This is a genomic window from Herbaspirillum hiltneri N3, from assembly GCF_001267925.1.
In the GTDB taxonomy this organism is placed as follows: Bacteria; Pseudomonadota; Gammaproteobacteria; order Burkholderiales; family Burkholderiaceae_D; genus Herbaspirillum; species Herbaspirillum hiltneri.
The window spans coordinates 4,768,858-4,789,576 of record NZ_CP011409.1 but is presented as its reverse complement, the minus strand read 5'-3'; the positions used below and the strand labels follow the sequence as shown (position 1 = coordinate 4,789,576).

Sequence of the window (20,719 nt, the reverse complement as noted above, 5' to 3'; positions counted from 1 at the left end):
TCCGTAACGGGCCGAGTAAGTGGGTGGCTATGATGGCCGTCCGCGAGTGCGGCAAGAGTTTATCTGCGCGCTCAACTGAAGACTGAAAGGAATTGAAATGCCACGTCGTCGTGAAGTACCCAAGCGGGATATCCTGCCTGATCCAAAGTTCGGCAATGTTGAAGTTGCTAAGTTCGTCAACGTGTTGATGCTGTCCGGCAAGAAGTCGGTCGCTGAAAACATCATCTACGGTGCGTTCGACCATATCCAAACCAAAACCGGTAAAGACCCGCTGGAAGTGTTCTCCGCTGCGCTGAACAACTGCAAGCCGCTGGTCGAAGTGAAGTCCCGCCGCGTCGGCGGCGCCAACTACCAGGTTCCGGTGGAAGTGCGTCCAGTCCGTCGTATGGCGTTGTCGATGCGTTGGTTGCGCGAAGCCGCAAACAAGCGTAGCGAAAAGTCCATGCCGCAACGTCTGGGTGGCGAGTTGATCGAAGCGGCTGAAGGCCGTGGCGGTGCGATGAAGAAGCGTGACGAAGTTCACCGTATGGCTGAAGCGAACAAGGCGTTCTCGCACTTCCGCTTCTAACAAGACTGCGCGGGGCTTTCCGGCTTTTTTGGAAAGACTTCGCTTGTATCTAAATTTGTTCGAGCCGAGCGACTATTTTACAAAAATGGCGCTCGGTTTCGCGCATTAAAGACTTAGGAATAAATCATGGCTCGCAAGACCCCCATTGAGCGCTACCGCAACATCGGTATTTCCGCTCACATTGACGCCGGTAAGACAACGACGACTGAGCGCGTTCTGTTCTACACGGGCGTGAACCACAAGATCGGTGAAGTGCATGATGGCGCCGCCACCATGGACTGGATGGAACAAGAGCAAGAGCGCGGTATCACCATTACCTCGGCTGCGACGACCTGTTTCTGGAAGGGCATGGCGAACAACTTCCCGGCTCACCACATCAACATCATCGACACCCCGGGCCACGTTGACTTCACGATTGAAGTTGAGCGTTCGATGCGCGTGCTCGACGGCGCCTGCATGGTTTACTGCGCAGTCGGCGGCGTTCAGCCACAGTCGGAAACGGTCTGGCGTCAAGCGAACAAGTACAAGGTTCCACGTCTGGCGTTCGTCAACAAGATGGACCGTACCGGCGCGAACTTCTTCAAGGTGTACGACCAGATGCGTGCACGCCTGAAGGCCAACCCGATTCCTATGCAAGTGCCTATCGGCGCCGAAGACAACTTCGAAGGCGTGATCGATCTGGTCAAGATGCGCGCGATCTACTGGGATGACGCTTCCCAGGGCATGAAGTTCGACTACCGTGACATTCCTGAGCATCTGAAGGAAGAAGCTCAAAAATGGCGCGAGAACATGGTCGAAGCGGCTGCTGAAGCATCCGAAGAGCTGATGAACAAGTACCTGGAAGACGGCGACCTGAGCGAAGAAGAAATCAAGGCAGCGATTCGCCAGCGCACCATCGCCAGCGAAATCGTTCCGATGATGTGCGGCACCGCGTTCAAGAACAAGGGCGTGCAAGCCATGCTGGACGGCGTGATCGAATACCTGCCGTCGCCCGTCGACATTCCGCCTGTCCCAGGTCTGGATGAAGACGACGAGCCGGTCGTGCGCAAAGCAGAAGACACCGAGAAGTTCTCGGCTCTGGCATTCAAGATTGCAACTGACCCGTTCGTCGGTCAGCTGTGCTTCATCCGTTGCTACTCGGGCACCCTGAATTCGGGCGACACCGTGTTCAACTCGGTGAAGTCGAAGAAAGAGCGTATTGGTCGTATCGTTCAGATGCACGCCAATCAACGTGAAGAAATCAAGGAAATGCTGGCAGGCGACATCGCTGCCGTGGTCGGTCTGAAAGACACCACAACCGGCGACACCCTGTGCGACGACAAGGCTGTGGTCGTGCTGGAACGCATGGTCTTCCCTGAGCCTGTGATTTCGCAAGCTGTCGAGCCAAAGACCAAGGCTGACCAGGAAAAGATGGGCCTGGCGCTGAACCGTCTGGCTGCAGAAGATCCGTCGTTCCGCGTGCGTACCGACGAAGAATCGGGTCAAACGATCATCGCCGGTATGGGCGAATTGCATCTGGACATCATCGTCGACCGCATGAAGCGCGAATTCAACGTCGAAGCGACCGTCGGCAAGCCGCAAGTTGCTTACCGCGAAACCATCCGCAAGACTTGCGAAGAAATCGAAGGCAAGTTCGTCAAGCAATCCGGTGGTCGTGGTCAGTACGGTCACGTGGTTCTGAAGATCGAACCGCAAGAACCGGGCAAGGGCTTCGAGTTCGTTGACGCGATCAAGGGCGGTACCGTTCCTCGCGAATTCATCCCTGCAGTTGAAAAGGGTGTGCGTGAAACACTGAACACCGGCGTGTTGGCCGGCTATCCGGTGGTTGACGTCAAGGTTACCCTGTTCTTCGGTTCCTACCATGACGTTGACTCGAATGAAAATGCGTTCCGCATGGCCGGTTCGATGGCGTTCAAGGACGGCTGCCGCAAGGCCAGCCCGGTCATTCTGGAACCAATGATGGCCGTTGAAGTTGAAACACCGGAAGACTACGCCGGTACCGTGATGGGCGATCTGTCGTCCCGCCGCGGTATGGTGCAAGGCATGGATGAAATCGCTGGCGGTGGCGGCAAGATCATCAAGGCCGAAGTGCCGCTGTCGGAAATGTTCGGTTACTCGACTTCGTTGCGTTCGGCAACACAAGGTCGTGCGACATATTCGATGGAATTCAAGCACTACTCCGAAGCACCGAAGAACGTCATCGACGCGATCGTTACTTCCAAGGCCAAGTAATTTAAGTTTTGCTCATTCCTTGCGTTGGCAGGGGATGAGCTTTTAATTGTTGAGAAAATCGTTCTTTTTGAAGGAAATGCAAAATGGCAAAAGGCAAATTCGAGCGGACCAAGCCGCACGTGAACGTTGGCACGATTGGTCACGTTGACCACGGCAAGACCACACTGACAGCCGCAATCGCGACCGTGTTGTCGAAGAAATTCGGCGGCGAAGCGAAGGCCTACGATCAAATTGACGCAGCGCCGGAAGAAAAAGCGCGCGGCATCACGATCAACACAGCGCACGTTGAATACGAAACAGCAAACCGTCACTACGCCCACGTTGACTGCCCAGGCCACGCCGATTATGTGAAGAACATGATCACCGGCGCCGCGCAGATGGACGGCGCGATCCTGGTTTGCTCCGCAGCAGACGGCCCGATGCCACAAACCCGCGAACACATCCTGCTGTCGCGTCAGGTCGGCGTTCCTTACATCATCGTGTTCCTGAACAAGGCCGACATGGTGGATGATGAAGAACTGCTGGAACTGGTCGAAATGGAAGTGCGCGAGCTGCTGACCAAGTACGAATTCCCAGGCGACGACCTGCCAATCATCAAGGGTTCGGCCAAGCTGGCCCTCGAAGGCGACACTGGCCCGCTGGGCGAGCAAGCGATCATGGCACTGGCAGAAGCGCTGGACACTTACATCCCGACACCGGAACGTGCTGTTGACGGCGCTTTCCTGCTGCCAGTGGAAGATGTGTTCTCGATCTCCGGCCGCGGCACTGTGGTGACCGGTCGCGTTGAGCGCGGTATCGTCAAGGTCGGCGAAGCACTGCAAATCGTCGGTATCCGCGACACGCAAGACACGGTTTGCACCGGCGTCGAAATGTTCCGCAAGCTGCTGGACCAAGGTCAGGCAGGCGACAACGTCGGCGTGCTGCTGCGCGGCACCAAGCGTGAAGACGTGGAGCGCGGCCAAGTGTTGGCCAAGCCAGGTTCGATCAAGCCGCACAAGCACTTCACCGGCGAGATCTATGTGCTGTCGAAAGACGAAGGCGGCCGCCATACGCCGTTCTTCAACAACTATCGTCCACAGTTCTACTTCCGTACCACGGACGTGACTGGTTCGATCGAGTTGCCGAAGGATAAGGAAATGGTCATGCCGGGCGACAACGTGTCGATCACCGTGATGCTGATCAACCCGATCGCGATGGAAGAAGGTCTGCGCTTCGCGATCCGCGAAGGCGGCCGTACCGTCGGCGCTGGTGTGGTTGCCAAGATCCTGCCTGACGCGTAATAAGCAGTTATTTATCATTGCCGCGGATGGCTGTCATCCGCGGTTCGTTCTTTAAAGGAAAACCATGTCAGTTCCTAGCCAAAAAATCCGTATCCGCCTGAAGGCATTCGACTACCGTCTGATCGACCAATCCGCACAGGAAATCGTCGACACGGCAAAGCGCACCGGCGCCGTCGTCAAGGGTCCTGTTCCGCTGCCGACACGCATTCAGCGTTTCGACGTTCTGCGTTCGCCGCACGTCAACAAGACTTCGCGCGATCAATTCGAAATCCGCACGCACCAACGCCTGATGGACATCGTTGATCCGACCGACAAGACTGTCGATGCACTGATGAAGCTGGATCTGCCGGCTGGCGTTGATGTAGAAATCAAGCTGCAATAAGCTTTTGCGGCAGGTGTTGTAAAAAGTATGACCGGATAAGACTTTGACATACCACGACACTGTCGGGTATTGCAAATAAAAATTTACCCGGTTATACTGATCGGCTTCGGTGGAGTCGCGCAGACTTTTTGTCTCAGCGACTTCGCATATTTTAGTAGTACAAACATCAGCCCCGCCCAATCGCAGGCGGGAATGGAGAAAAACAATGAGCCTAGGCCTTGTTGGTCGCAAGGTTGGTATGATGCGTATCTTCACGGAAGACGGGGATTCTATTCCTGTGACCGTGTTGGATGTGTCGAACAACCGCGTGACCCAAATCAAAACGCCTGAAGTGGATGGTTATTCCGCTGTTCAGGTCGCATACGGTCAGCGTCGCGCCTCGCGTGTGACTAAAGCTGCTGCCGGTCACTACGCCAAAGCCGGCGTCGAAGCTGGTACCGTCCTGAAAGAATTCCGCATTGACGCAGCCAAGGCTGCCGAGTTGAAAGCTGGCGACGTCGTCGCTGCAAGCTTGTTCGAAGCTGGCCAGAAAGTGGACGTGCAAGGCGTGTCCATCGGTAAGGGCTACGCTGGTACGATCAAGCGCCACAACTTCGCATCCGGTCGCGCATCCCACGGTAACTCCCGTTCGCACAATGTTCCCGGCTCCATCGGTATGGCGCAGGATCCAGGTCGTGTTTTCCCTGGTAAGCGCATGACCGGTCACCTGGGTGACGTTACCTGCACAGTGCAAAACCTCGAGATCGCACGCATCGACGCTGAGCGTCAGTTGCTGCTGGTCAAGGGTGCCGTGCCAGGCGCGAAGAACGGCCAAGTGGTCGTGTCGCCGGCAGTCAAAGTTAAAGCCAAGAAGGGAGCCTAATTCATGGAACTCAAGCTCCTGAATGATCAAGGTCAAGCCGCATCGAACGTCGCTGCTCCTGACACGATCTTTGGTCGTGACTACAACGAAGCGCTGATTCACCAGGTCGTCGTGGCTTATCAAGCCAATGCTCGCAGCGGTAACCGCAAGCAAAAAGACCGTGAAGAAGTACACCACACAACCAAGAAGCCATGGCGCCAAAAGGGTACTGGCCGCGCTCGTGCCGGTATGTCGTCCTCGCCACTGTGGCGCGGCGGTGGTCGCATTTTCCCGAACTCGCCTGACGAAAATTTCTCGCACAAGGTCAACAAGAAGATGTATCGCGCAGGTGTCTGCTCGATTCTGTCCCAGTTGGCTCGCGAAGGTCGTCTGTCGATCGTCGAGAATTTCTCGGTCGAAGCACCGAAGACCAAGCTGCTGTCGGAAAAGCTGAAGGTCATGGGTCTGGACTCCGTGTTGGTCATTACCGACAACCTGGAAGAAAACCTGTTGCTGGCATCGCGCAATCTGCCGAACGTGCTGATTGTCGAGCCACGTCAAGCTGATCCAGTCTCCCTGGTGTTCTACAAGAAAGTGCTGATCACCAAGCAAGCACTGGCCAAGATTGAGGAGTTGCTGGCATGAACGCAATTAAACATAGCGAAGAGCGCTTGCTGAAAGTGCTGCTGGCGCCGGTGATCTCTGAAAAGGCAACCTTCGTCGCCGAGAAAAACGAGCAAGTCGTTTTTCTGGTGACGCAAGATGCGACCAAGCTGGAAGTCAAGGCTGCGGTCGAACTGCTGTTCAAGGTCCAGGTGGAGTCCGTTCAGGTCGCGAATCGTCAAGGTAAGCAAAAGCGTTCCGGCCGTTCGGTTGGTCGTCGCAACCACACACGTCGCGCATTTGTCAGCCTGAAGCCTGGTCAAGAGATCAACTTCACCGAGGAGGCTAAATAATGGCACTCGTAAAAGTTAAACCAACCTCGCCAGGTCGGCGCGGTATGGTCAAGGTCGTCAGCGACCTGTACAAGGGTCGTCCGTTTGCCGGCCTGATCGAAAAGAAGTCCAAGACCGCTGGTCGTAACAACAACGGTCACATCACCACCCGTCATATCGGTGGCGGCCACAAGCAACACTACCGTGTTATCGACTTCCGTCGTAACAAGGACGGTATCGTTGCGAAGGTCGAGCGTATTGAATACGACCCGAACCGCACTGCGCACATTGCTCTGCTGTGCTACGCAGACGGCGAACGCAAGTACATCATCGCTCCCAAGGGCGTCGCAGTCGGCGATCAGCTGATCAGTGGCTCCGAAGCACCGATCAAGGCAGGCAACTCGCTGCCGATCCGCAACATTCCTGTCGGTACAACAATCCACTGCGTGGAAATGTTGCCAGGCAAGGGTGCTCAGATCGCGCGTACCGCCGGCGCCGGCGTCGTGCTGATGGCACGCGAAGGTACCTACGCTCAGGTGCGTCTGCGCTCCGGTGAAGTGCGCCGCATTCACATCGAATGCCGTGCAACCATCGGTGAAGTCGGTAACGGCGAACACAATCTGCGCAAAATCGGTAAAGCTGGTGCCATGCGTTGGCGCGGCGTCCGTCCGACAGTGCGTGGTGTGGTCATGAACCCGGTCGATCACCCGCACGGTGGTGGTGAAGGTAAGACTGCAGCAGGTCGTCATCCAGTTTCGCCGTGGGGTCAACAGACCAAGGGCAAGAAGACACGCAGCAACAAGCGTACGACTTCAATGATTGTCTCGCGCCGCGGCAAGAAATAAGGATAAAACATGACACGTTCATTGAAAAAAGGTCCATTCTGCGACGCTCACCTGGTCAAAAAGGTTGAAGCCGCTCAAGCGACTAAAGACAAGAAGCCAATCAAGACATGGTCCCGTCGTTCGACAATCATGCCGGATTTCATCGGTTTGACGATCGCGGTGCACAACGGCAAGCAGCACGTGCCGGTTTATGTGTCCGAAAACATGGTTGGTCATAAGCTCGGCGAATTCGCGCTGACCCGTACGTTCAAGGGTCACGCCGCCGATAAGAAGGCTAAGAAATAAGGTCCTATGATGGAAACTAAAGCTACCCTGCGTGGTGTGCATCTGTCGGCCCAAAAGGGCCGTCTGGTTGCAGACCTGATCCGCGGCAAAAAAGTTGATCAAGCACTGAATATCTTGGCCTTCAGCCCTAAAAAGGGTGCGGTCATCATCAAGAAGGTTCTGGAGTCCGCGATTGCGAACGCCGAGCACAATGATGGCGCCGACATTGACGAGCTCAAAGTCACGACTATTTATGTGGAAAAAGGTACGGTCCTCAAGCGCTTCACAGCGCGTGCAAAAGGCCGTGGTGATCGTATTTCCAAGCAATCCTGTCACATTTACGTGACTGTCGGAAACTAAGGAGTCACGATGGGACAGAAGATTCATCCAACCGGTTTCCGTCTGGCGGTTACACGTAACTGGGGATCGCGCTGGTATGCAGGCAATAACAATTTTGCCGACATGCTCAACGAAGATCTGAAGGTTCGCGCTTACCTGAAGACAAAACTGAAGAACGCTTCGGTTGGTCGCGTCGTTATCGAGCGTCCGGCGAAGAATGCCCGCATCACCATTTACAGCTCCCGTCCAGGCGTTGTGATCGGTAAGAAGGGTGAAGACATCGAAGTGCTGAAGGCAGCGCTGGGTAAATTGATGGGCGTGCCCGTGCACGTCAACATCGAAGAAATCCGCAAGCCGGAAGCCGATGCGCAACTGATCGCCGATTCGATCGCTCAACAGCTCGAAAAGCGCATCATGTTCCGCCGCGCCATGAAGCGTGCGATGCAAAACGCAATGCGTCTGGGTGCTCAAGGCATCAAGATCATGTCGTCCGGTCGTCTGAACGGCATCGAAATCGCCCGCAAGGAATGGTATCGCGAAGGCCGCGTGCCTCTGCACACCCTGCGCGCTGATATCGACTACGGCTTCGGCGAAGCACAAACCACGTACGGCATCATCGGTATCAAGGTTTGGGTTTACAAGGGCGATCGTCTGGCTAACGGCGATGCACCAGTGTTGGTCGGTGAGCCAGAAGACGACAAGAAGCGTCGCGGTCCACGTCGTGATGATGGCAAGCCAGGTGCTCGTCCTCGTCCGAAGACCGCCGGTGCTCCAGCAGGTGCGGGCGCCAAGCGTGCTCCACGTCAAGCTGCCGATGCCGGTGTGTCGGCTGAGAAAGCAGGAGAATAATCATGCTGCAACCAGCACGTAGAAAATATCGTAAAGAACAAAAAGGTCGCAATACGGGTATCTCGCACTCGCGTGGTACAGCCGTATCGTTTGGCGAATTTGGTCTGAAGGCAGTTGGCCGTGGTCGTATCACGGCACGTCAGATCGAAGCCGCTCGTCGTGCTATGACCCGTCACATCAAGCGTGGCGGTCGTATCTGGATCCGTGTTTTCCCGGACAAGCCGATTTCCCAAAAGCCTGCTGAAGTGCGTATGGGTAACGGTAAGGGTAATCCAGAATACTACGTGGCTGAAATTCAGCCAGGTAAGATGCTGTACGAGATGGATGGTGTTGACGAAGCTCTGGCGCGTGAAGCGTTCCGCTTGGCAGCAGCCAAATTGCCACTGTCGACGACTTTTGTTGTTCGTCAAGTCGGTCAATAATAGGAGCGGAATATGAAAGCATCTGAACTCCGTGGTAAAGACGAAGCGGCTCTGGCCAAAGAACTGAATGAGCTGCTGAAGGCTCATTTCAGCTTGCGCATGCAAGTGGCTACGCAGCAACTGAACAATACTGCGCAACTGAAGAAAGTACGTCGCGATATCGCACGTGTGAAAACAGTCATCAATTCGAAGGGTCAACAATGAACGATCAAGTGAAACAAGCGCTCAAGCGCACGCTGATTGGCAAGGTTGTGTCCGACAAGATGGATAAGACTGTTACCGTTCTGATCGAGCGTCACGTCAAGCATCCTCTGTACGGCAAAATCATCGTGCGTACCAACAAGTACCACGCTCATGATGAGGCCAACCAGGCGAAGACTGGCGATACCGTCGAGATCCAGGAAGGTCGTCCAATCTCCAAGACCAAAGCTTGGAGCGTGACACGCGTTGTACAAGTGGCACAGATAGTTTAAGTAGTGCTTGCTTACTCAGCATTATGGCGTCATAATGCTGAGCTCTCCTTTGCTTCTTGGTGTTTGGCGAAGCTGAGAGGCAAGATGCAGTTACGTAGCTTAATCGTCCCCTAACTAGCAGGTTCGCTTGCTAACAGGACCAAGACTGACCGCGATTCACATTGTGTGATTTAAGCGGATTAAGTTGGGAAAGAAAATATCATGATTCAAACTGAAAGCCGGCTCGAAGTGGCCGACAACACCGGTGCGCGCGAAGTTTTGTGCATCAAAGTCTTGGGTGGTTCCAAGCGCCGTTACGCAGGCATCGGTGACGTGATTAAAGTTACCGTGAAGAGCGCAGCTCCACGCGGTCGCGTCAAAAAAGGTGAAATTTACAACGCTGTCGTCGTTCGTACCGCCAAGGGCGTACGTCGTCAGGATGGTTCCTTGGTCAAGTTCGACAGCAATGCTGCTGTTCTGCTGAACGCCAAGCTTGAGCCAATCGGTACCCGTATTTTCGGGCCAGTTACTCGTGAGCTGCGTACAGAGCGCTTCATGAAGATCGTCTCTCTGGCGCCTGAAGTTCTGTAAGGAGTGGTCATGGGAAAGATTCGTAAGAACGATGAAGTCATCGTGCTGACCGGCAAAGACAAAGGTAAGCGCGGTGTGGTAACTCAGCGTGTCAGCGCTGATTACGTTGTTGTTGACGGCATTAACGTCGCTAAAAAAGCGACCAAGCCTAATCCAATGACTGGTGCAACTGGCGGCATCGTCGATAAGCTGATGCCAATTCATGTGTCGAACCTCGCATTGTTCAATGCGACGGCCGGCAAGGCAGATCGCGTGGGTTACAAGAGCGTGGACGGTAAGAAAGTCCGTGCTTATAAATCCAGCGGCGAAGTTGTTAAGGTTTAATAGATCATGGCACGTCTCCAAGAGTTCTATAAAGAAAAAGTCGTTGCCGACTTGACTGCTAAGTACGCTTATAAGTCGGTAATGGAAGTTCCGCGCATTCTGAAGATCACATTGAACATGGGTCTGTCGGAAGCCGTTGCGGATAAGAAAATCATCGAGCACGCTGTCGGCGATTTGACCAAGATTGCTGGTCAGAAGCCGGTCGTGACCAAGGCGCGTAAAGCGATCGCGGGTTTCAAGATCCGTGAAGGCTATCCGATTGGTTGCATGGTGACCCTGCGTGGCGCCCAGATGTACGAGTTCCTGGATCGTTTCATCACCGTGGCTCTGCCGCGCGTGCGTGACTTCCGTGGTGTCTCCGGTCGTGCTTTCGATGGTCGTGGTAATTACAATATCGGTGTGAAAGAGCAAATCATTTTCCCCGAAATTGAATACGACAAAATCGATGCGCTGCGTGGCTTGAATATCAGCATCACGACAACCGCGAAGACCGACGACGAAGCGAAATCGCTCCTCGCCGCATTTAAATTCCCGTTCAGAAACTGAGGCTGCCATGGCAAAACTGGCACTGATTAACCGTGAACAAAAGCGTGCAGATCTGGTGAAGAAATACGCCGGCAAGCGCGCTGAGTTGAAGGCAATCATCGACGACCAATCCAAGTCGGAAGAAGAACGTTACGAAGCGCGCCTGAAATTGCAAGCGCTGCCACGTAACTCTGCTCCGACCCGCCAACGTAATCGTTGCGCACTGACAGGTCGTCCACGTGGCACATTCCGTAAATTCGGTTTGGGCCGTATTAAGGTCCGTGAAATCGCCATGCGTGGTGAAATCCCGGGTTTGACTAAAGCCAGCTGGTAATAGGAGAACAAGCAATGAGTATGAGCGATCCTATCGCCGATATGCTGACCCGTATCCGCAATGCGCAAGTTGTGCAAAAAACGACAGTAGCAATGCCGTCGTCGAAAGTCAAAATCGCAATTGCTAACGTCCTCAAGGACGAGGGCTATATCGAAGACTTCGCCGTGGCAGAAGCCGGCGGCAAAGCAGAACTGAAAATCGGCCTGAAGTACTATGCCGGTCGTCCAGTTATCGAGCGCCTCGAGCGCGTGTCGCGTCCTGGCCTGCGTATTTACAAAGGCAAAGACGAGATTCCTAACGTGATGAACGGCCTGGGTGTGGCAATCGTTTCCACTCCACGTGGCGTCATGACAGATCGCAAAGCGCGCGCTACCGGTGTCGGTGGCGAAGTGATTTGCTACGTGGCCTAAGGAGTGCAATATGTCTCGTGTTGGTAAAATGCCGATTGCACTGCCAGGTGGCGCGGAAGCGACCATTACTGCAGCGCAGATCACAGTAAAGGGCCCGTTGGGCTCGCTTTCCCAGCCATTAACTGGCCTGGTGAAAGTTGCAAACAACAATGGCACGCTGAACTTCGAAGTGGCAGATGACAGCCGCGAAGCGAATGCGATGTCCGGTACCCTGCGTGCGTTGGTCAATAACATGGTCAACGGTGTCACTAAGGGTTTCGAAAAGAAGCTGAACTTGGTTGGTGTGGGTTTCCGCGCTCAAGCACAAGGCGACAAGCTGAATCTGTCGCTGGGCTTTTCGCACCCGATCGTTCACCAGATGCCACAAGGCATCAAGTGTGAAACCCCGACTCAAACCGAGATCTTAATCAAGGGTATCGACCGCCAGGTAGTTGGCCAGGTCGCCGCTGAAATCCGTGCATATCGTCAGCCAGAGCCATACAAGGGCAAGGGCGTTCGTTATTCGGATGAAGTGGTTGTACTCAAAGAAACCAAGAAGAAGTAATAGGGGTTGACGATGGACAAGAAACAATCACGTCTGCGCCGCGCGACTCAAACCCGTGCCAAGATCGCAGAATTAAAGGTCAATCGCCTGGCCGTGCATCGTACCAACACGCACATCTACGCGAGCATCATCGGCCCCGACGCAAACGTCCTGGCTTCGGCATCGACGTTGGAAGCGGAAGTTCGCCAACAACTGGCTGGCCAATCGGGCAAGGGCGGCAACGCTGCTGCCGCGACACTGGTAGGCAAGCGCGTCGCCGAGAAGGCACTGAAAGCCGGAGTCACCGAAGTCGCGTTTGACCGCTCCGGTTTCCGTTATCACGGTCGCGTCAAGGCGCTGGCTGAAGCTGCGCGTGAAGCCGGCCTGAAGTTCTAAGGAAAATCATCATGGCAAAAATGCAATCGAAAATGCAAAGCGACAAGCCGGATGACGGCATGCGCGAAAAAATGATCGCGGTCAACCGTGTCACCAAAGTGGTGAAGGGTGGTCGTATCATGGGTTTCGCCGCGCTGGCAGTTGTTGGTGACGGCGATGGCCGTATCGGCATGGGCAAGGGCAAGTCGAAGGAAGTGCCAGTTGCAGTGCAGAAGGCAATGGAAGAAGCCCGTCGCAAGATGATCAAGGTCACCTTGAAGAACGGTACCCTGCAACACACAGTGACCGGCAAGCACGGCGCATCGTCAGTTCTGATGTCGCCAGCCAAAGACGGTACTGGCGTGATCGCCGGCGGCCCGATGCGCGCAATTTTCGAAGTGATGGGCGTAACCAACGTTGTTGCTAAGTCGAATGGTTCCACCAATCCTTACAACATGGTCCGTGCAACACTCGACGGTTTGGCCAAAATGAACACTCCAGCAGAGATTGCAGCCAAGCGCGGCAAGTCTGTTGAAGACATCCTGGGCTAAGGTGAAACAGATGGCAAACACAATCAAAGTACAACTGGTCAAAGGTTTGATCGGTACTCGCCAAGACCACCGTGCAACAGTGCGCGGTCTGGGACTGCGTCGCGTTAATTCGGTCTCCGAATTGCAAGACACTCCATCGGTTCGCGGCATGATCAACAAAGTGTCCTATCTTGTGAAAGTGGTTTCGTAAGCCGTCGGCTTGCGAACGGAGCAAATCATGGAATTAAACACAATCCAACCCGCAGATGGCGCCAAGCACTACAAGCGTCGCGTCGGTCGTGGTATCGGTTCTGGCTTGGGCAAGACTGCCGGCCGTGGTCACAAAGGTCAAAAATCGCGTTCGGGCGGCTTCCATAAAGTCGGTTTCGAAGGCGGTCAGATGCCTCTGCAACGTCGTCTGCCAAAGCGTGGTTTCAAGTCGCTGGCAACGCCGTACAAGGCTGAAGTCCGTTTGTCCGATCTGGAAGCCCTGCCGGTTACCGAAATCGATATCCTGGCGTTGAAGCAAGCCGGTGTTATCGGCGAACTGGCGAAGGTCGTCCGCATCATTCTGTCGGGTGAGCTGACCAAGAAAGTAACAGTCAAAGGTTTGATTGCTACCAAGGGCGCAAAAGCAGCTATTGAAGCTGCCGGCGGTTCGGTAGCTTAATCTGACGTTTGACGCGGAGCATTAATTGGCGACTACACCTCAACTTGCTAAAGGCGCTGCAAAAGGTTTCCCTTGGAACCGTTTGTGGTTTTTGCTGGCGGCATTAGTTGTATATCGCATCGGTGCTCACATTCCTGTTCCAGGAATTGACCCGACGCAGTTGGCGCAATTGTTCAAACAAAACCAGGGCGGCATCTTGGGCATGTTCAACATGTTCTCCGGCGGCGCCCTGTCGCGTTTCACAATTTTCGCTCTTGGGATCATGCCGTACATCTCGGCGTCGATCATCATGCAGTTGCTGTCGGTGGTATCGCCGCAGCTCGAAGCGTTGAAAAAAGAAGGTGAAGCCGGGCGTCGCAAGATTACCCAGTACACCCGCTACGGCACCCTGGTGCTGGCAACGTTTCAGGCGCTGGGTATTGCTGTTGCACTGGAGTCGCAAGCCGGTCTTGTGTTGGATCCGGGTCTGGCGTTTCGCCTGACGACGGTCGTGACGCTGGTGACCGGTACGATGTTCCTGATGTGGCTGGGCGAGCAAATTACAGAGCGCGGCTTGGGTAATGGCATTTCGATCATTATCTTCGCCGGTATCGCAGCTGGTTTGCCGAACGCATTGGGTGGCTTGTTTGAACTGGTTCGTACAGGTTCGATGAGCGCATTGTCGGCGATCCTGATCTGCGTGATTGTCGCGCTGGTGACGTTCCTGGTGGTGTTCATTGAACGCGGCCAACGCAAGATCCTGGTGAACTATGCGAAGCGCCAGGTCGGTAACAAGATCTACGGCGGGCAAAGCAGTCATTTGCCGCTGAAGCTGAATATGGCGGGTGTGATTCCTCCCATCTTCGCTTCGTCGATCATCCTGTTCCCGGCGACGATCACGAGCTGGTTCACTTCCGGCGATACATCGAATCCTTTCATTCGTTTCTTGAAGGATTTGGCTGCATCGATGGCGCCGGGCGAACCGATTCATGCGCTGCTGTATGCGATTGCAATTGTTTTCTTCTGTTTTTTCTACACTGCGTTGGTTTTCAACAGCAAAGAAACTGCAGATAACCTGAAAAAGAGCGGTGCGTTTGTTCCTGGTATTCGTCCTGGCGACCAGACGGCCCGTTACATCGACAAGATCTTGATGCGCTTGACGTTGGCCGGTGCGGTGTACATCACATTGGTTTGCTTGTTGCCTGAATTTTTGATCGCACGTTGGAAGGTGCCTTTCTACTTCGGTGGAACCTCTCTTCTGATTATTGTGGTCGTCACCATGGATTTCATGGCGCAGGTCCAGAATTATGTAATGTCTCAGCAGTATGAATCGTTGCTTCGCAAGGCAAATTTCAAGGGCGGTATGACTTCACGATAGGTGAAGGGTAGCGCCCAAAGGAACAGACGATCGAATGGCAAAAGACGACGTTATTCAGATGCAAGGCGAGATTCTGGAGAATCTGCCTAATGCGACATTCAGAGTTAAGTTGGAAAACGGACATGTTGTACTCGGCCATATTTCCGGGAAAATGCGGATGAACTATATTCGCATCCTCCCAGGAGATAAGGTCACGGTGGAACTGACTCCTTATGATTTGAGCCGGGCACGTATCGTGTTCCGTACCAAGTAGTGTGAAACGAACCTAGTATCGAAAGAAAGAGGGCCACAATGAAAGTGCTCGCATCAGTCAAGCGGATCTGCCGCAACTGCAAAATCATCAAGCGCAAAGGCGTAGTTCGTGTTATCTGCACAGAACCGCGTCATAAACAGCGCCAAGGTTAATTTAACGTTATTGATCGAGGAATAACGCATGGCACGTATTGCAGGGGTCAACATCCCCAACCATCAGCACACTGTAATCGGCTTGACAGCCATCTACGGTATTGGCCGTCCACGCGCGCAAGATATTTGCGTCGCCACCGGTGTCCCGACCAATAAAAAGGTCAAGGATCTGGACGATAACGAACTGGAAAAGCTCCGTGACGAAATTGCAAAATTCGTCGTCGAGGGTGACCTGCGTCGCGAACTGTCGATGAACATCAAGCGTTTGATGGACCTGGGCTGCTACCGTGGTATGCGTCACCGCAAGGGCTTGCCTTGCCGTGGCCAACGTACCCGCACCAATGCGCGTACTCGTAAGGGTCCACGTAAAGCCGCACAATCGTTGAAGAAATAATCCCGGCACCCGCTAGTCGATTACCGGATTCAAGGAAATAATTATGGCAAAAAGCCCAAATAACGCCGCAGCAGCACGCGTGCGCAAGAAAGTTAAGAAGAACGTTGCAGAAGGTATCGCTCACGTTCACGCTTCGTTCAACAATACCATCATCACGATCACCGATCGCCAAGGTAATGCTTTGTCTTGGGCGACTTCGGGTGGTGCCGGTTTCAAGGGTTCGCGTAAATCGACTCCGTTTGCTGCCCAGGTCGCTGCTGAAGCTGCCGGCAAGGTTGCAATCGAATGCGGCATCAAGAATCTGGAAGTGCGTATCAAGGGCCCAGGCCCAGGCCGTGAATCGGCTGTGCGCGCACTGAACAACCTGGGCATCAAGATCACCCAGATCCAGGACGTGACTCCGGTCCCGCACAACGGCTGCCGCCCACCAAAGCGTCGTCGTATCTAATCTGTAGTATAATCTTGCGCTTTCGCAGAACATGCGAAAGCGTTGGAAATCACCCGCCAATGACCTTGGCGGGTTTTGTTCTTAAGCCCACTGTTTGATAGCAGGCAGATCAAACTAGCGTTCAGGTCGGCGACGGCCTTGGGACGTCATTTAATTAAAGGAAATACCGTGGCACGTTATATCGGACCTAAAGCAAAACTTTCCCGCCGTGAAGGCACCGACCTGTTCCTGAAGAGCGCACGCCGCTCGCTGGATTCCAAGTGCAAACTGGATTCCAAGCCAGGTCAACACGGTCGCACTTCCGGTGCTCGCACTTCGGATTACGGCAACCAATTGCGCGAAAAGCAAAAGGTCAAGCGTATCTACGGCGTGCTCGAGCGCCAATTCCGCCGTTACTTCGCAGAAGCCGACCGCCGCAAGGGCAATACCGGCGAAACGCTGCTGAAGCTGCTGGAAGCCCGTCTGGACAACGTCGTTTATCGTATGGGTTTCGGTTCGACCCGTGCTGAAGCGCGTCAGCTGGTTTCGCACAAGGCGCTGACCGTCAACGGTATCGTCGTGAACATCGCTTCGTACCAAGTCAAGGCTGGTGACGTCGTCGCCGTCCGCGAAAAGGCCAAGAAGCAAGTGCGTATCGCCGAAGCCCTGTCGCTGGCTGAGCAATCCGGTTTCCCATCGTGGGTTTCCGTCGATGCCAAGAAGCTGGAAGGCACTTACAAGGCTTCCCCGGACCGTAACGAAATCGCCAACGACGTCAACGAATCGCTGATCGTCGAACTGTATTCGCGTTAATCCGTACCCTGAGTTTTCCCTGTGCCCACCTTTCGGTGGGCATTTTTCCGACATGCCATCAGCCTTATCGGTGTAACGAACCGAGGGTATTGAAGAGGACATTTCATGCAAAATAGTTTGTTGAAGCCACGTATCATCGAAGTTGAAGCACTGGGCGCCGGTCACGCGAAGGTCGTGATGGAGCCGTTCGAGCGTGGCTATGGCCACACCCTGGGCAACGCGCTGCGTCGCGTTCTGCTGTCGTCGATGATCGGTTACGCCCCGACCGAAGTCACCATCGCCGGCGTCGTACATGAGTATTCCTCCCTCGACGGCGTGCAGGAAGACGTCGTTGACATCCTGTTGAACCTGAAGGGCGTCGTGTTCAAGTTGCATAACCGCGACGAAGTCACACTGACCCTGAAGAAAGAAGGCGAAGGCGTGGTGCTGGCATCGGATATCGATCTGCCGCACGATGTCGAGCTGATCAATCCGGATCACGTGATTGCCAACCTGACCGCAGGCGGCAAGCTGGACATGCAGATCAAGGTCGAAAAGGGCCGTGGCTATGTGCCGGGTAACGTTCGCCGTTTGTCCGAAGATGCCAACAAGACCATCGGTCGCATCATCCTGGACGCGTCGTTCTCGCCAGTGCGCCGTGTTTCCTACGCTGTCGAATCGGCACGTGTGGAACAACGCACCGACCTGGACAAGCTGGTCATCAACATCGAAACCAACGGTGTGATCACACCGGAAGAAGCGATCCGTCAATCGGCTCGCGTCCTGGTTGATCAACTGAACGTGTTCGCAGCCCTGGAAGGCACCGAAGCGACTGCCGAAGCTCCATCGCGCGCACCGCAAGTCGATCCTATCCTGCTGCGTCCGGTCGACGATCTGGAACTGACTGTCCGTTCGGCAAACTGCCTGAAGGCCGAAAACATCTACTACATTGGCGATCTGATCCAGCGTAGCGAGAATGAACTGCTGAAGACGCCGAACCTGGGCCGCAAGTCCCTGAACGAAATCAAGGAAGTTCTGGCATCCCGCGGTCTGACCCTGGGCATGAAGCTGGAAAACTGGCCGCCGGCCGGCCTGGAAAAGTAATCTTGCAATGATGGCGGGCGGCTGGTTTCAGCCGTCCGCCATGCAAAGCGAAACAGTAGAAGCAGCACCAGCAGTACCGGCAGCACCAAGTCCTGGCGACAGGCAATAACCCAATCGATACCGGTCCGCGGCAACTAGACACTGCCGATAGAAGAACTGGATTAAAACTGTAATCTGAAAGGAAATATCATGCGTCACCGTCACGGTCTCCGTAAGCTGAATCGTACTTCCTCGCATCGCCTGGCGATGCTGCGCAACATGACAGTCTCCCTGCTGCGCCACGAAGCCATCAAGACAACCCTGCCAAAAGCCAAGGAACTGCGCCGCGTCGTCGAGCCTATCCTGACTCTGGGCAAGACCGACACACTGGCCAACAAGCGCCTGGCATTCTCCCGCCTGCGCGACCGCGAAATCGTCGGCAAGCTGTTCTCCGAACTGGGTCCACGTTACGCAGCACGTAACGGCGGCTACCTGCGCATCCTGAAAATGGGTTTCCGCGTCGGCGACAATGCTCCTATGGCTTTCGTTGAACTGGTCGATCGTCCGGAAGTCTCGGAAGAAGCGCCAAGCGTCGAGTAATCACGCTGCTGCATGCTGACATCGCGTCAAGCACGATGAAAGAGAAAAGCCAGGCTATGCCTGGCTTTTTGCATTTCCGACGGATGGAATGCGGAGCGGCTGCAACAAGCCTGTGCGAACATGGTCGAATCGCAATTCGATCCTCGCCTGCATCGGGCGAGCGATTGTGATTGCATGGGGCAAGCCCGACGCGACAAACCAGCAAGCCAACCATGGAGCGCCCGCGCGGCGCCGGGAATGATATGACGGAACCATCGATACTGTCGGTCAGCAAGCTGCACAAGGCATTCGGCGCCGGCGCGCAACGCGTGGCGATCATCAACGACCTGAGCTTCGCCCTGCGTCCCGGCGAGTGCTACGGCCTGCTTGGCCCCAACGGCGCCGGCAAGACCACGACGCTGCGCCTTTGCCTCGGACTGGCCACGGCCGACAGCGGCGAGATCCGGCTCGGCGGCAAGGCCATCCCCGATCACGCACGGGCCGCGCGCATGCGTGTCGGCGTGGTGCCGCAGGCCGACAACCTCGATCCCGATTTCACCGTGCAGGAAAACCTGCTGGTGTTCGCGCGCTACTTCGGCATCAGCGATGCGACCATGGCGCAGCGCATTCCCGAGCTGCTCGAGTTCGCCAACCTGACCGCCAAGAAGGATGCGCGCATCGCCGAACTCTCCGGCGGCATGAAGCGGCGGCTGACGCTGGCGCGTGCGCTGGTCAACGATCCCGACCTGATTTTCATGGATGAGCCGACCACCGGACTCGATCCGCAGGCGCGCCACATGATCTGGGAGCGCCTCAAGAACTTGCTGGCGCGCGGCAAGACCATCTTGCTCACCACTCACTTCATGGACGAAGCCGAACGGCTGTGCGATCGTCTCGCGGTGATCGATCACGGCAAGATGATCGCCGAAGGCTCGCCGCAGGATCTGATCGCGCAACATATCGAAGCAGAAGTGCTCGAGATCTACGGCGAGAACGCCAGATCGTGGGCAGAGCAGCACGGCCGCAGCCATGCCTCGCGCGTCGAATACAGCGGCGAGACCGTGTTCTGCTACACCAACGATGCGCAGGCACTGCTGGCCACGCTGCAGCACGTGCAGGGCGTGCGCTACATGCACCGTCCGGCCAACCTCGAAGACCTCTTCCTCAAACTCACCGGCCGCGAGATGCGCGACTAGGCGCCAGGAACCGATATGACGACAATCTACGCACCACCGGTATTCTCGCTGCGCTTCTATCCGATCTGGCGCCGCAATTTCCTGGTCTGGCGAAAGCTCATGGCCGCCAGCATCATCGGCAACATCGCCGAGCCGCTGATCACGCTGATCGCCTTCGGCTACGGTCTCGGCAGCATCCTCAAGGAAATCGACGGGATTCCCTACATCCACTATCTCGCCTCAGGCTCGATCTGCATGTCGGTGATGACGGCGGCGTCGTTCGAGGCGCTGTATTCGGCCTATTCGCGCATGAGCGTGCAGCGTACCTGGGACGCGCTGATGAACGCGCCGCTGGCGCTCGACGACATCGTGCTCGCCGAACTGCTGTGGAGCGCCACCAAATCGCTGTTCAGCGGCGTCGCCATCCTGTGCGTGATGTTCGCGCTCGGCATCGGCCTGCACCCCCAGGTGTTGCTGGTGCCGCCGGTGCTGTTCCTGGCCGGCATGACATTCGGTGCGCTCGGGCTGATCACGAATGCGCTCGCCAAGGGATACGATTTCTTCACGTATTACTTCACGCTGGTGCTCACGCCGATGACCTTCCTGTCGGGCGTGTATTATCCGGTTGCGCAGTTGCCGTCATGGCTGCAAACGGTGTCGCAATTCCTGCCGCTGAGCGCCGCCGTGAACCTGGTGCGTCCGCTCGTGCTGGGCGGCTGGCCGCAGGCGCCGCTGCTGGATCTGGCGGTGCTGGCGTTTTATTGCTGCGCGGGATTCTACGCCGCGGTGATCTTCACGCGCCGACGCTTCTGACGC

At 55.4% G+C, this 20,719-nt stretch carries 34 protein-coding genes; all 34 read left to right on the top strand.

The window, feature by feature from the left end:
- Nucleotides 1-97: 97 nt before the first annotated feature.
- The 34 genes from rpsG (at nucleotide 98) to F506_RS21505 (ending at nucleotide 20,716) form a co-directional block, all read left to right on the top strand.
- Complete coding sequence (gene rpsG / locus F506_RS21665; protein ID WP_016836042.1) at nucleotides 98-568, top strand: 30S ribosomal protein S7; 471 nt, start codon at nucleotides 98-100, stop codon at nucleotides 566-568.
- A 126-nt stretch (nucleotides 569-694) separates the two neighbouring features.
- Nucleotides 695-2,800, top strand: a complete 2,106-nt coding sequence (gene fusA, locus F506_RS21660) for an elongation factor G (RefSeq protein ID WP_053200848.1) — start codon at nucleotides 695-697, stop codon at nucleotides 2,798-2,800.
- An 83-nt stretch (nucleotides 2,801-2,883) separates the two neighbouring features.
- Nucleotides 2,884-4,080: an elongation factor Tu gene (tuf, locus tag F506_RS21655; protein WP_016836040.1), complete on the top strand. Its 1,197-nt coding sequence runs from the start codon at nucleotides 2,884-2,886 to the stop codon at nucleotides 4,078-4,080.
- A 64-nt stretch (nucleotides 4,081-4,144) separates the two neighbouring features.
- The gene (gene rpsJ, locus F506_RS21650; RefSeq protein ID WP_016836039.1) at nucleotides 4,145-4,462 is read left to right on the top strand and encodes a 30S ribosomal protein S10; all 318 of its coding nucleotides are present in this window, start codon (nucleotides 4,145-4,147) and stop codon (nucleotides 4,460-4,462) included.
- 205 nt (nucleotides 4,463-4,667) lie between these two features.
- The gene (gene rplC / locus F506_RS21645; RefSeq protein WP_053200846.1) at nucleotides 4,668-5,324 is read left to right on the top strand and encodes a 50S ribosomal protein L3; all 657 of its coding nucleotides are present in this window, start codon (nucleotides 4,668-4,670) and stop codon (nucleotides 5,322-5,324) included.
- 3 nt (nucleotides 5,325-5,327) lie between these two features.
- Nucleotides 5,328-5,948, top strand: coding sequence for a 50S ribosomal protein L4 (gene rplD, locus F506_RS21640; RefSeq protein WP_016836037.1), 621 nt, complete (start codon nucleotides 5,328-5,330; stop codon nucleotides 5,946-5,948).
- Nucleotides 5,945-6,259, top strand: coding sequence for a 50S ribosomal protein L23 (gene rplW, locus F506_RS21635; RefSeq protein WP_016836036.1), 315 nt, complete (start codon nucleotides 5,945-5,947; stop codon nucleotides 6,257-6,259). Before rplD ends, rplW begins: the two co-directional genes overlap by 4 nt.
- The gene (gene rplB / locus F506_RS21630; RefSeq protein WP_053200844.1) at nucleotides 6,259-7,083 is read left to right on the top strand and encodes a 50S ribosomal protein L2; all 825 of its coding nucleotides are present in this window, start codon (nucleotides 6,259-6,261) and stop codon (nucleotides 7,081-7,083) included. The genes rplW and rplB overlap by 1 nt, the downstream gene beginning before the upstream one ends.
- A 9-nt stretch (nucleotides 7,084-7,092) precedes the next feature.
- The gene (gene rpsS / locus F506_RS21625; RefSeq protein WP_007875308.1) at nucleotides 7,093-7,368 is read left to right on the top strand and encodes a 30S ribosomal protein S19; all 276 of its coding nucleotides are present in this window, start codon (nucleotides 7,093-7,095) and stop codon (nucleotides 7,366-7,368) included.
- Nucleotides 7,369-7,374: 6 nt separating this feature from the next.
- Nucleotides 7,375-7,707: a 50S ribosomal protein L22 gene (gene rplV, locus F506_RS21620; RefSeq protein WP_016836033.1), complete on the top strand. Its 333-nt coding sequence runs from the start codon at nucleotides 7,375-7,377 to the stop codon at nucleotides 7,705-7,707.
- Between the two features lie 9 nt (nucleotides 7,708-7,716).
- A complete protein-coding gene (rpsC, locus tag F506_RS21615) occupies nucleotides 7,717-8,535 on the top strand; it encodes a 30S ribosomal protein S3 (RefSeq protein ID WP_053200843.1) in 819 nt (272 codons plus the stop codon).
- A gap of 2 nt (nucleotides 8,536-8,537) precedes the next feature.
- Nucleotides 8,538-8,957 carry a 50S ribosomal protein L16 gene (rplP, locus tag F506_RS21610; RefSeq protein ID WP_007875315.1) on the top strand — a complete coding sequence of 140 codons (420 nt, stop codon included), beginning with the start codon at nucleotides 8,538-8,540 and terminating at the stop codon, nucleotides 8,955-8,957.
- A 12-nt stretch (nucleotides 8,958-8,969) separates the two neighbouring features.
- Nucleotides 8,970-9,161, top strand: coding sequence for a 50S ribosomal protein L29 (gene rpmC / locus F506_RS21605; protein ID WP_016836031.1), 192 nt, complete (start codon nucleotides 8,970-8,972; stop codon nucleotides 9,159-9,161).
- Nucleotides 9,158-9,430, top strand: coding sequence for a 30S ribosomal protein S17 (rpsQ, locus tag F506_RS21600; protein WP_016836030.1), 273 nt, complete (start codon nucleotides 9,158-9,160; stop codon nucleotides 9,428-9,430). Before rpmC ends, rpsQ begins: the two co-directional genes overlap by 4 nt.
- A gap of 201 nt (nucleotides 9,431-9,631) precedes the next feature.
- Entirely contained in the window at nucleotides 9,632-10,000 is a 369-nt protein-coding gene (gene rplN / locus F506_RS21595; RefSeq protein WP_016836029.1) for a 50S ribosomal protein L14, read from the top strand.
- Nucleotides 10,001-10,009: 9 nt separating this feature from the next.
- Entirely contained in the window at nucleotides 10,010-10,324 is a 315-nt protein-coding gene (rplX, locus tag F506_RS21590) for a 50S ribosomal protein L24 (protein WP_016836028.1), read from the top strand.
- A gap of 6 nt (nucleotides 10,325-10,330) precedes the next feature.
- Nucleotides 10,331-10,870 carry a 50S ribosomal protein L5 gene (gene rplE, locus F506_RS21585; protein ID WP_016836027.1) on the top strand — a complete coding sequence of 180 codons (540 nt, stop codon included), beginning with the start codon at nucleotides 10,331-10,333 and terminating at the stop codon, nucleotides 10,868-10,870.
- A 7-nt stretch (nucleotides 10,871-10,877) separates the two neighbouring features.
- Nucleotides 10,878-11,183, top strand: a complete 306-nt coding sequence (rpsN, locus tag F506_RS21580; RefSeq protein WP_007875333.1) for a 30S ribosomal protein S14 — start codon at nucleotides 10,878-10,880, stop codon at nucleotides 11,181-11,183.
- 14 nt (nucleotides 11,184-11,197) lie between these two features.
- Nucleotides 11,198-11,593, top strand: a complete 396-nt coding sequence (gene rpsH / locus F506_RS21575; RefSeq protein WP_007875335.1) for a 30S ribosomal protein S8 — start codon at nucleotides 11,198-11,200, stop codon at nucleotides 11,591-11,593.
- 10 nt (nucleotides 11,594-11,603) lie between these two features.
- Nucleotides 11,604-12,137 (top strand): 50S ribosomal protein L6, encoded by a 534-nt coding sequence (rplF, locus tag F506_RS21570; protein ID WP_016836026.1) that lies wholly within the window; start codon nucleotides 11,604-11,606, stop codon nucleotides 12,135-12,137.
- Between the two features lie 12 nt (nucleotides 12,138-12,149).
- Nucleotides 12,150-12,512 (top strand): 50S ribosomal protein L18, encoded by a 363-nt coding sequence (rplR, locus tag F506_RS21565; protein WP_016836025.1) that lies wholly within the window; start codon nucleotides 12,150-12,152, stop codon nucleotides 12,510-12,512.
- A gap of 11 nt (nucleotides 12,513-12,523) precedes the next feature.
- Nucleotides 12,524-13,042, top strand: coding sequence for a 30S ribosomal protein S5 (gene rpsE, locus F506_RS21560; RefSeq protein WP_016836024.1), 519 nt, complete (start codon nucleotides 12,524-12,526; stop codon nucleotides 13,040-13,042).
- Nucleotides 13,043-13,052: 10 nt separating this feature from the next.
- Complete coding sequence (gene rpmD / locus F506_RS21555) at nucleotides 13,053-13,232, top strand: 50S ribosomal protein L30 (protein WP_007875342.1); 180 nt, start codon at nucleotides 13,053-13,055, stop codon at nucleotides 13,230-13,232.
- A 27-nt stretch (nucleotides 13,233-13,259) separates the two neighbouring features.
- Complete coding sequence (gene rplO, locus F506_RS21550) at nucleotides 13,260-13,691, top strand: 50S ribosomal protein L15 (RefSeq protein ID WP_053200841.1); 432 nt, start codon at nucleotides 13,260-13,262, stop codon at nucleotides 13,689-13,691.
- A gap of 25 nt (nucleotides 13,692-13,716) precedes the next feature.
- Nucleotides 13,717-15,048 carry a preprotein translocase subunit SecY gene (gene secY, locus F506_RS21545; protein ID WP_029363882.1) on the top strand — a complete coding sequence of 444 codons (1,332 nt, stop codon included), beginning with the start codon at nucleotides 13,717-13,719 and terminating at the stop codon, nucleotides 15,046-15,048.
- A gap of 34 nt (nucleotides 15,049-15,082) precedes the next feature.
- A complete protein-coding gene (gene infA / locus F506_RS21540) occupies nucleotides 15,083-15,301 on the top strand; it encodes a translation initiation factor IF-1 (protein WP_005663428.1) in 219 nt (72 codons plus the stop codon).
- Nucleotides 15,302-15,339: 38 nt separating this feature from the next.
- The gene (gene rpmJ, locus F506_RS22925) at nucleotides 15,340-15,453 is read left to right on the top strand and encodes a 50S ribosomal protein L36 (RefSeq protein ID WP_014004415.1); all 114 of its coding nucleotides are present in this window, start codon (nucleotides 15,340-15,342) and stop codon (nucleotides 15,451-15,453) included.
- 28 nt (nucleotides 15,454-15,481) lie between these two features.
- Entirely contained in the window at nucleotides 15,482-15,847 is a 366-nt protein-coding gene (gene rpsM / locus F506_RS21535) for a 30S ribosomal protein S13 (protein WP_016836021.1), read from the top strand.
- Nucleotides 15,848-15,890: 43 nt separating this feature from the next.
- Nucleotides 15,891-16,295, top strand: a complete 405-nt coding sequence (rpsK, locus tag F506_RS21530; RefSeq protein ID WP_016836020.1) for a 30S ribosomal protein S11 — start codon at nucleotides 15,891-15,893, stop codon at nucleotides 16,293-16,295.
- A gap of 168 nt (nucleotides 16,296-16,463) precedes the next feature.
- Nucleotides 16,464-17,087: a 30S ribosomal protein S4 gene (gene rpsD, locus F506_RS21525; protein ID WP_053200839.1), complete on the top strand. Its 624-nt coding sequence runs from the start codon at nucleotides 16,464-16,466 to the stop codon at nucleotides 17,085-17,087.
- Nucleotides 17,088-17,192: 105 nt separating this feature from the next.
- Nucleotides 17,193-18,170, top strand: a complete 978-nt coding sequence (locus tag F506_RS21520; RefSeq protein ID WP_007875351.1) for a DNA-directed RNA polymerase subunit alpha — start codon at nucleotides 17,193-17,195, stop codon at nucleotides 18,168-18,170.
- Nucleotides 18,171-18,359: 189 nt separating this feature from the next.
- Nucleotides 18,360-18,749: a 50S ribosomal protein L17 gene (rplQ, locus tag F506_RS21515; protein ID WP_053200838.1), complete on the top strand. Its 390-nt coding sequence runs from the start codon at nucleotides 18,360-18,362 to the stop codon at nucleotides 18,747-18,749.
- Between the two features lie 242 nt (nucleotides 18,750-18,991).
- Nucleotides 18,992-19,924, top strand: coding sequence for an ATP-binding cassette domain-containing protein (locus tag F506_RS21510; RefSeq protein ID WP_053201838.1), 933 nt, complete (start codon nucleotides 18,992-18,994; stop codon nucleotides 19,922-19,924).
- 15 nt (nucleotides 19,925-19,939) lie between these two features.
- Nucleotides 19,940-20,716, top strand: coding sequence for an ABC transporter permease (locus F506_RS21505; RefSeq protein WP_053200836.1), 777 nt, complete (start codon nucleotides 19,940-19,942; stop codon nucleotides 20,714-20,716).
- Nucleotides 20,717-20,719: the final 3 nt, after the last annotated feature.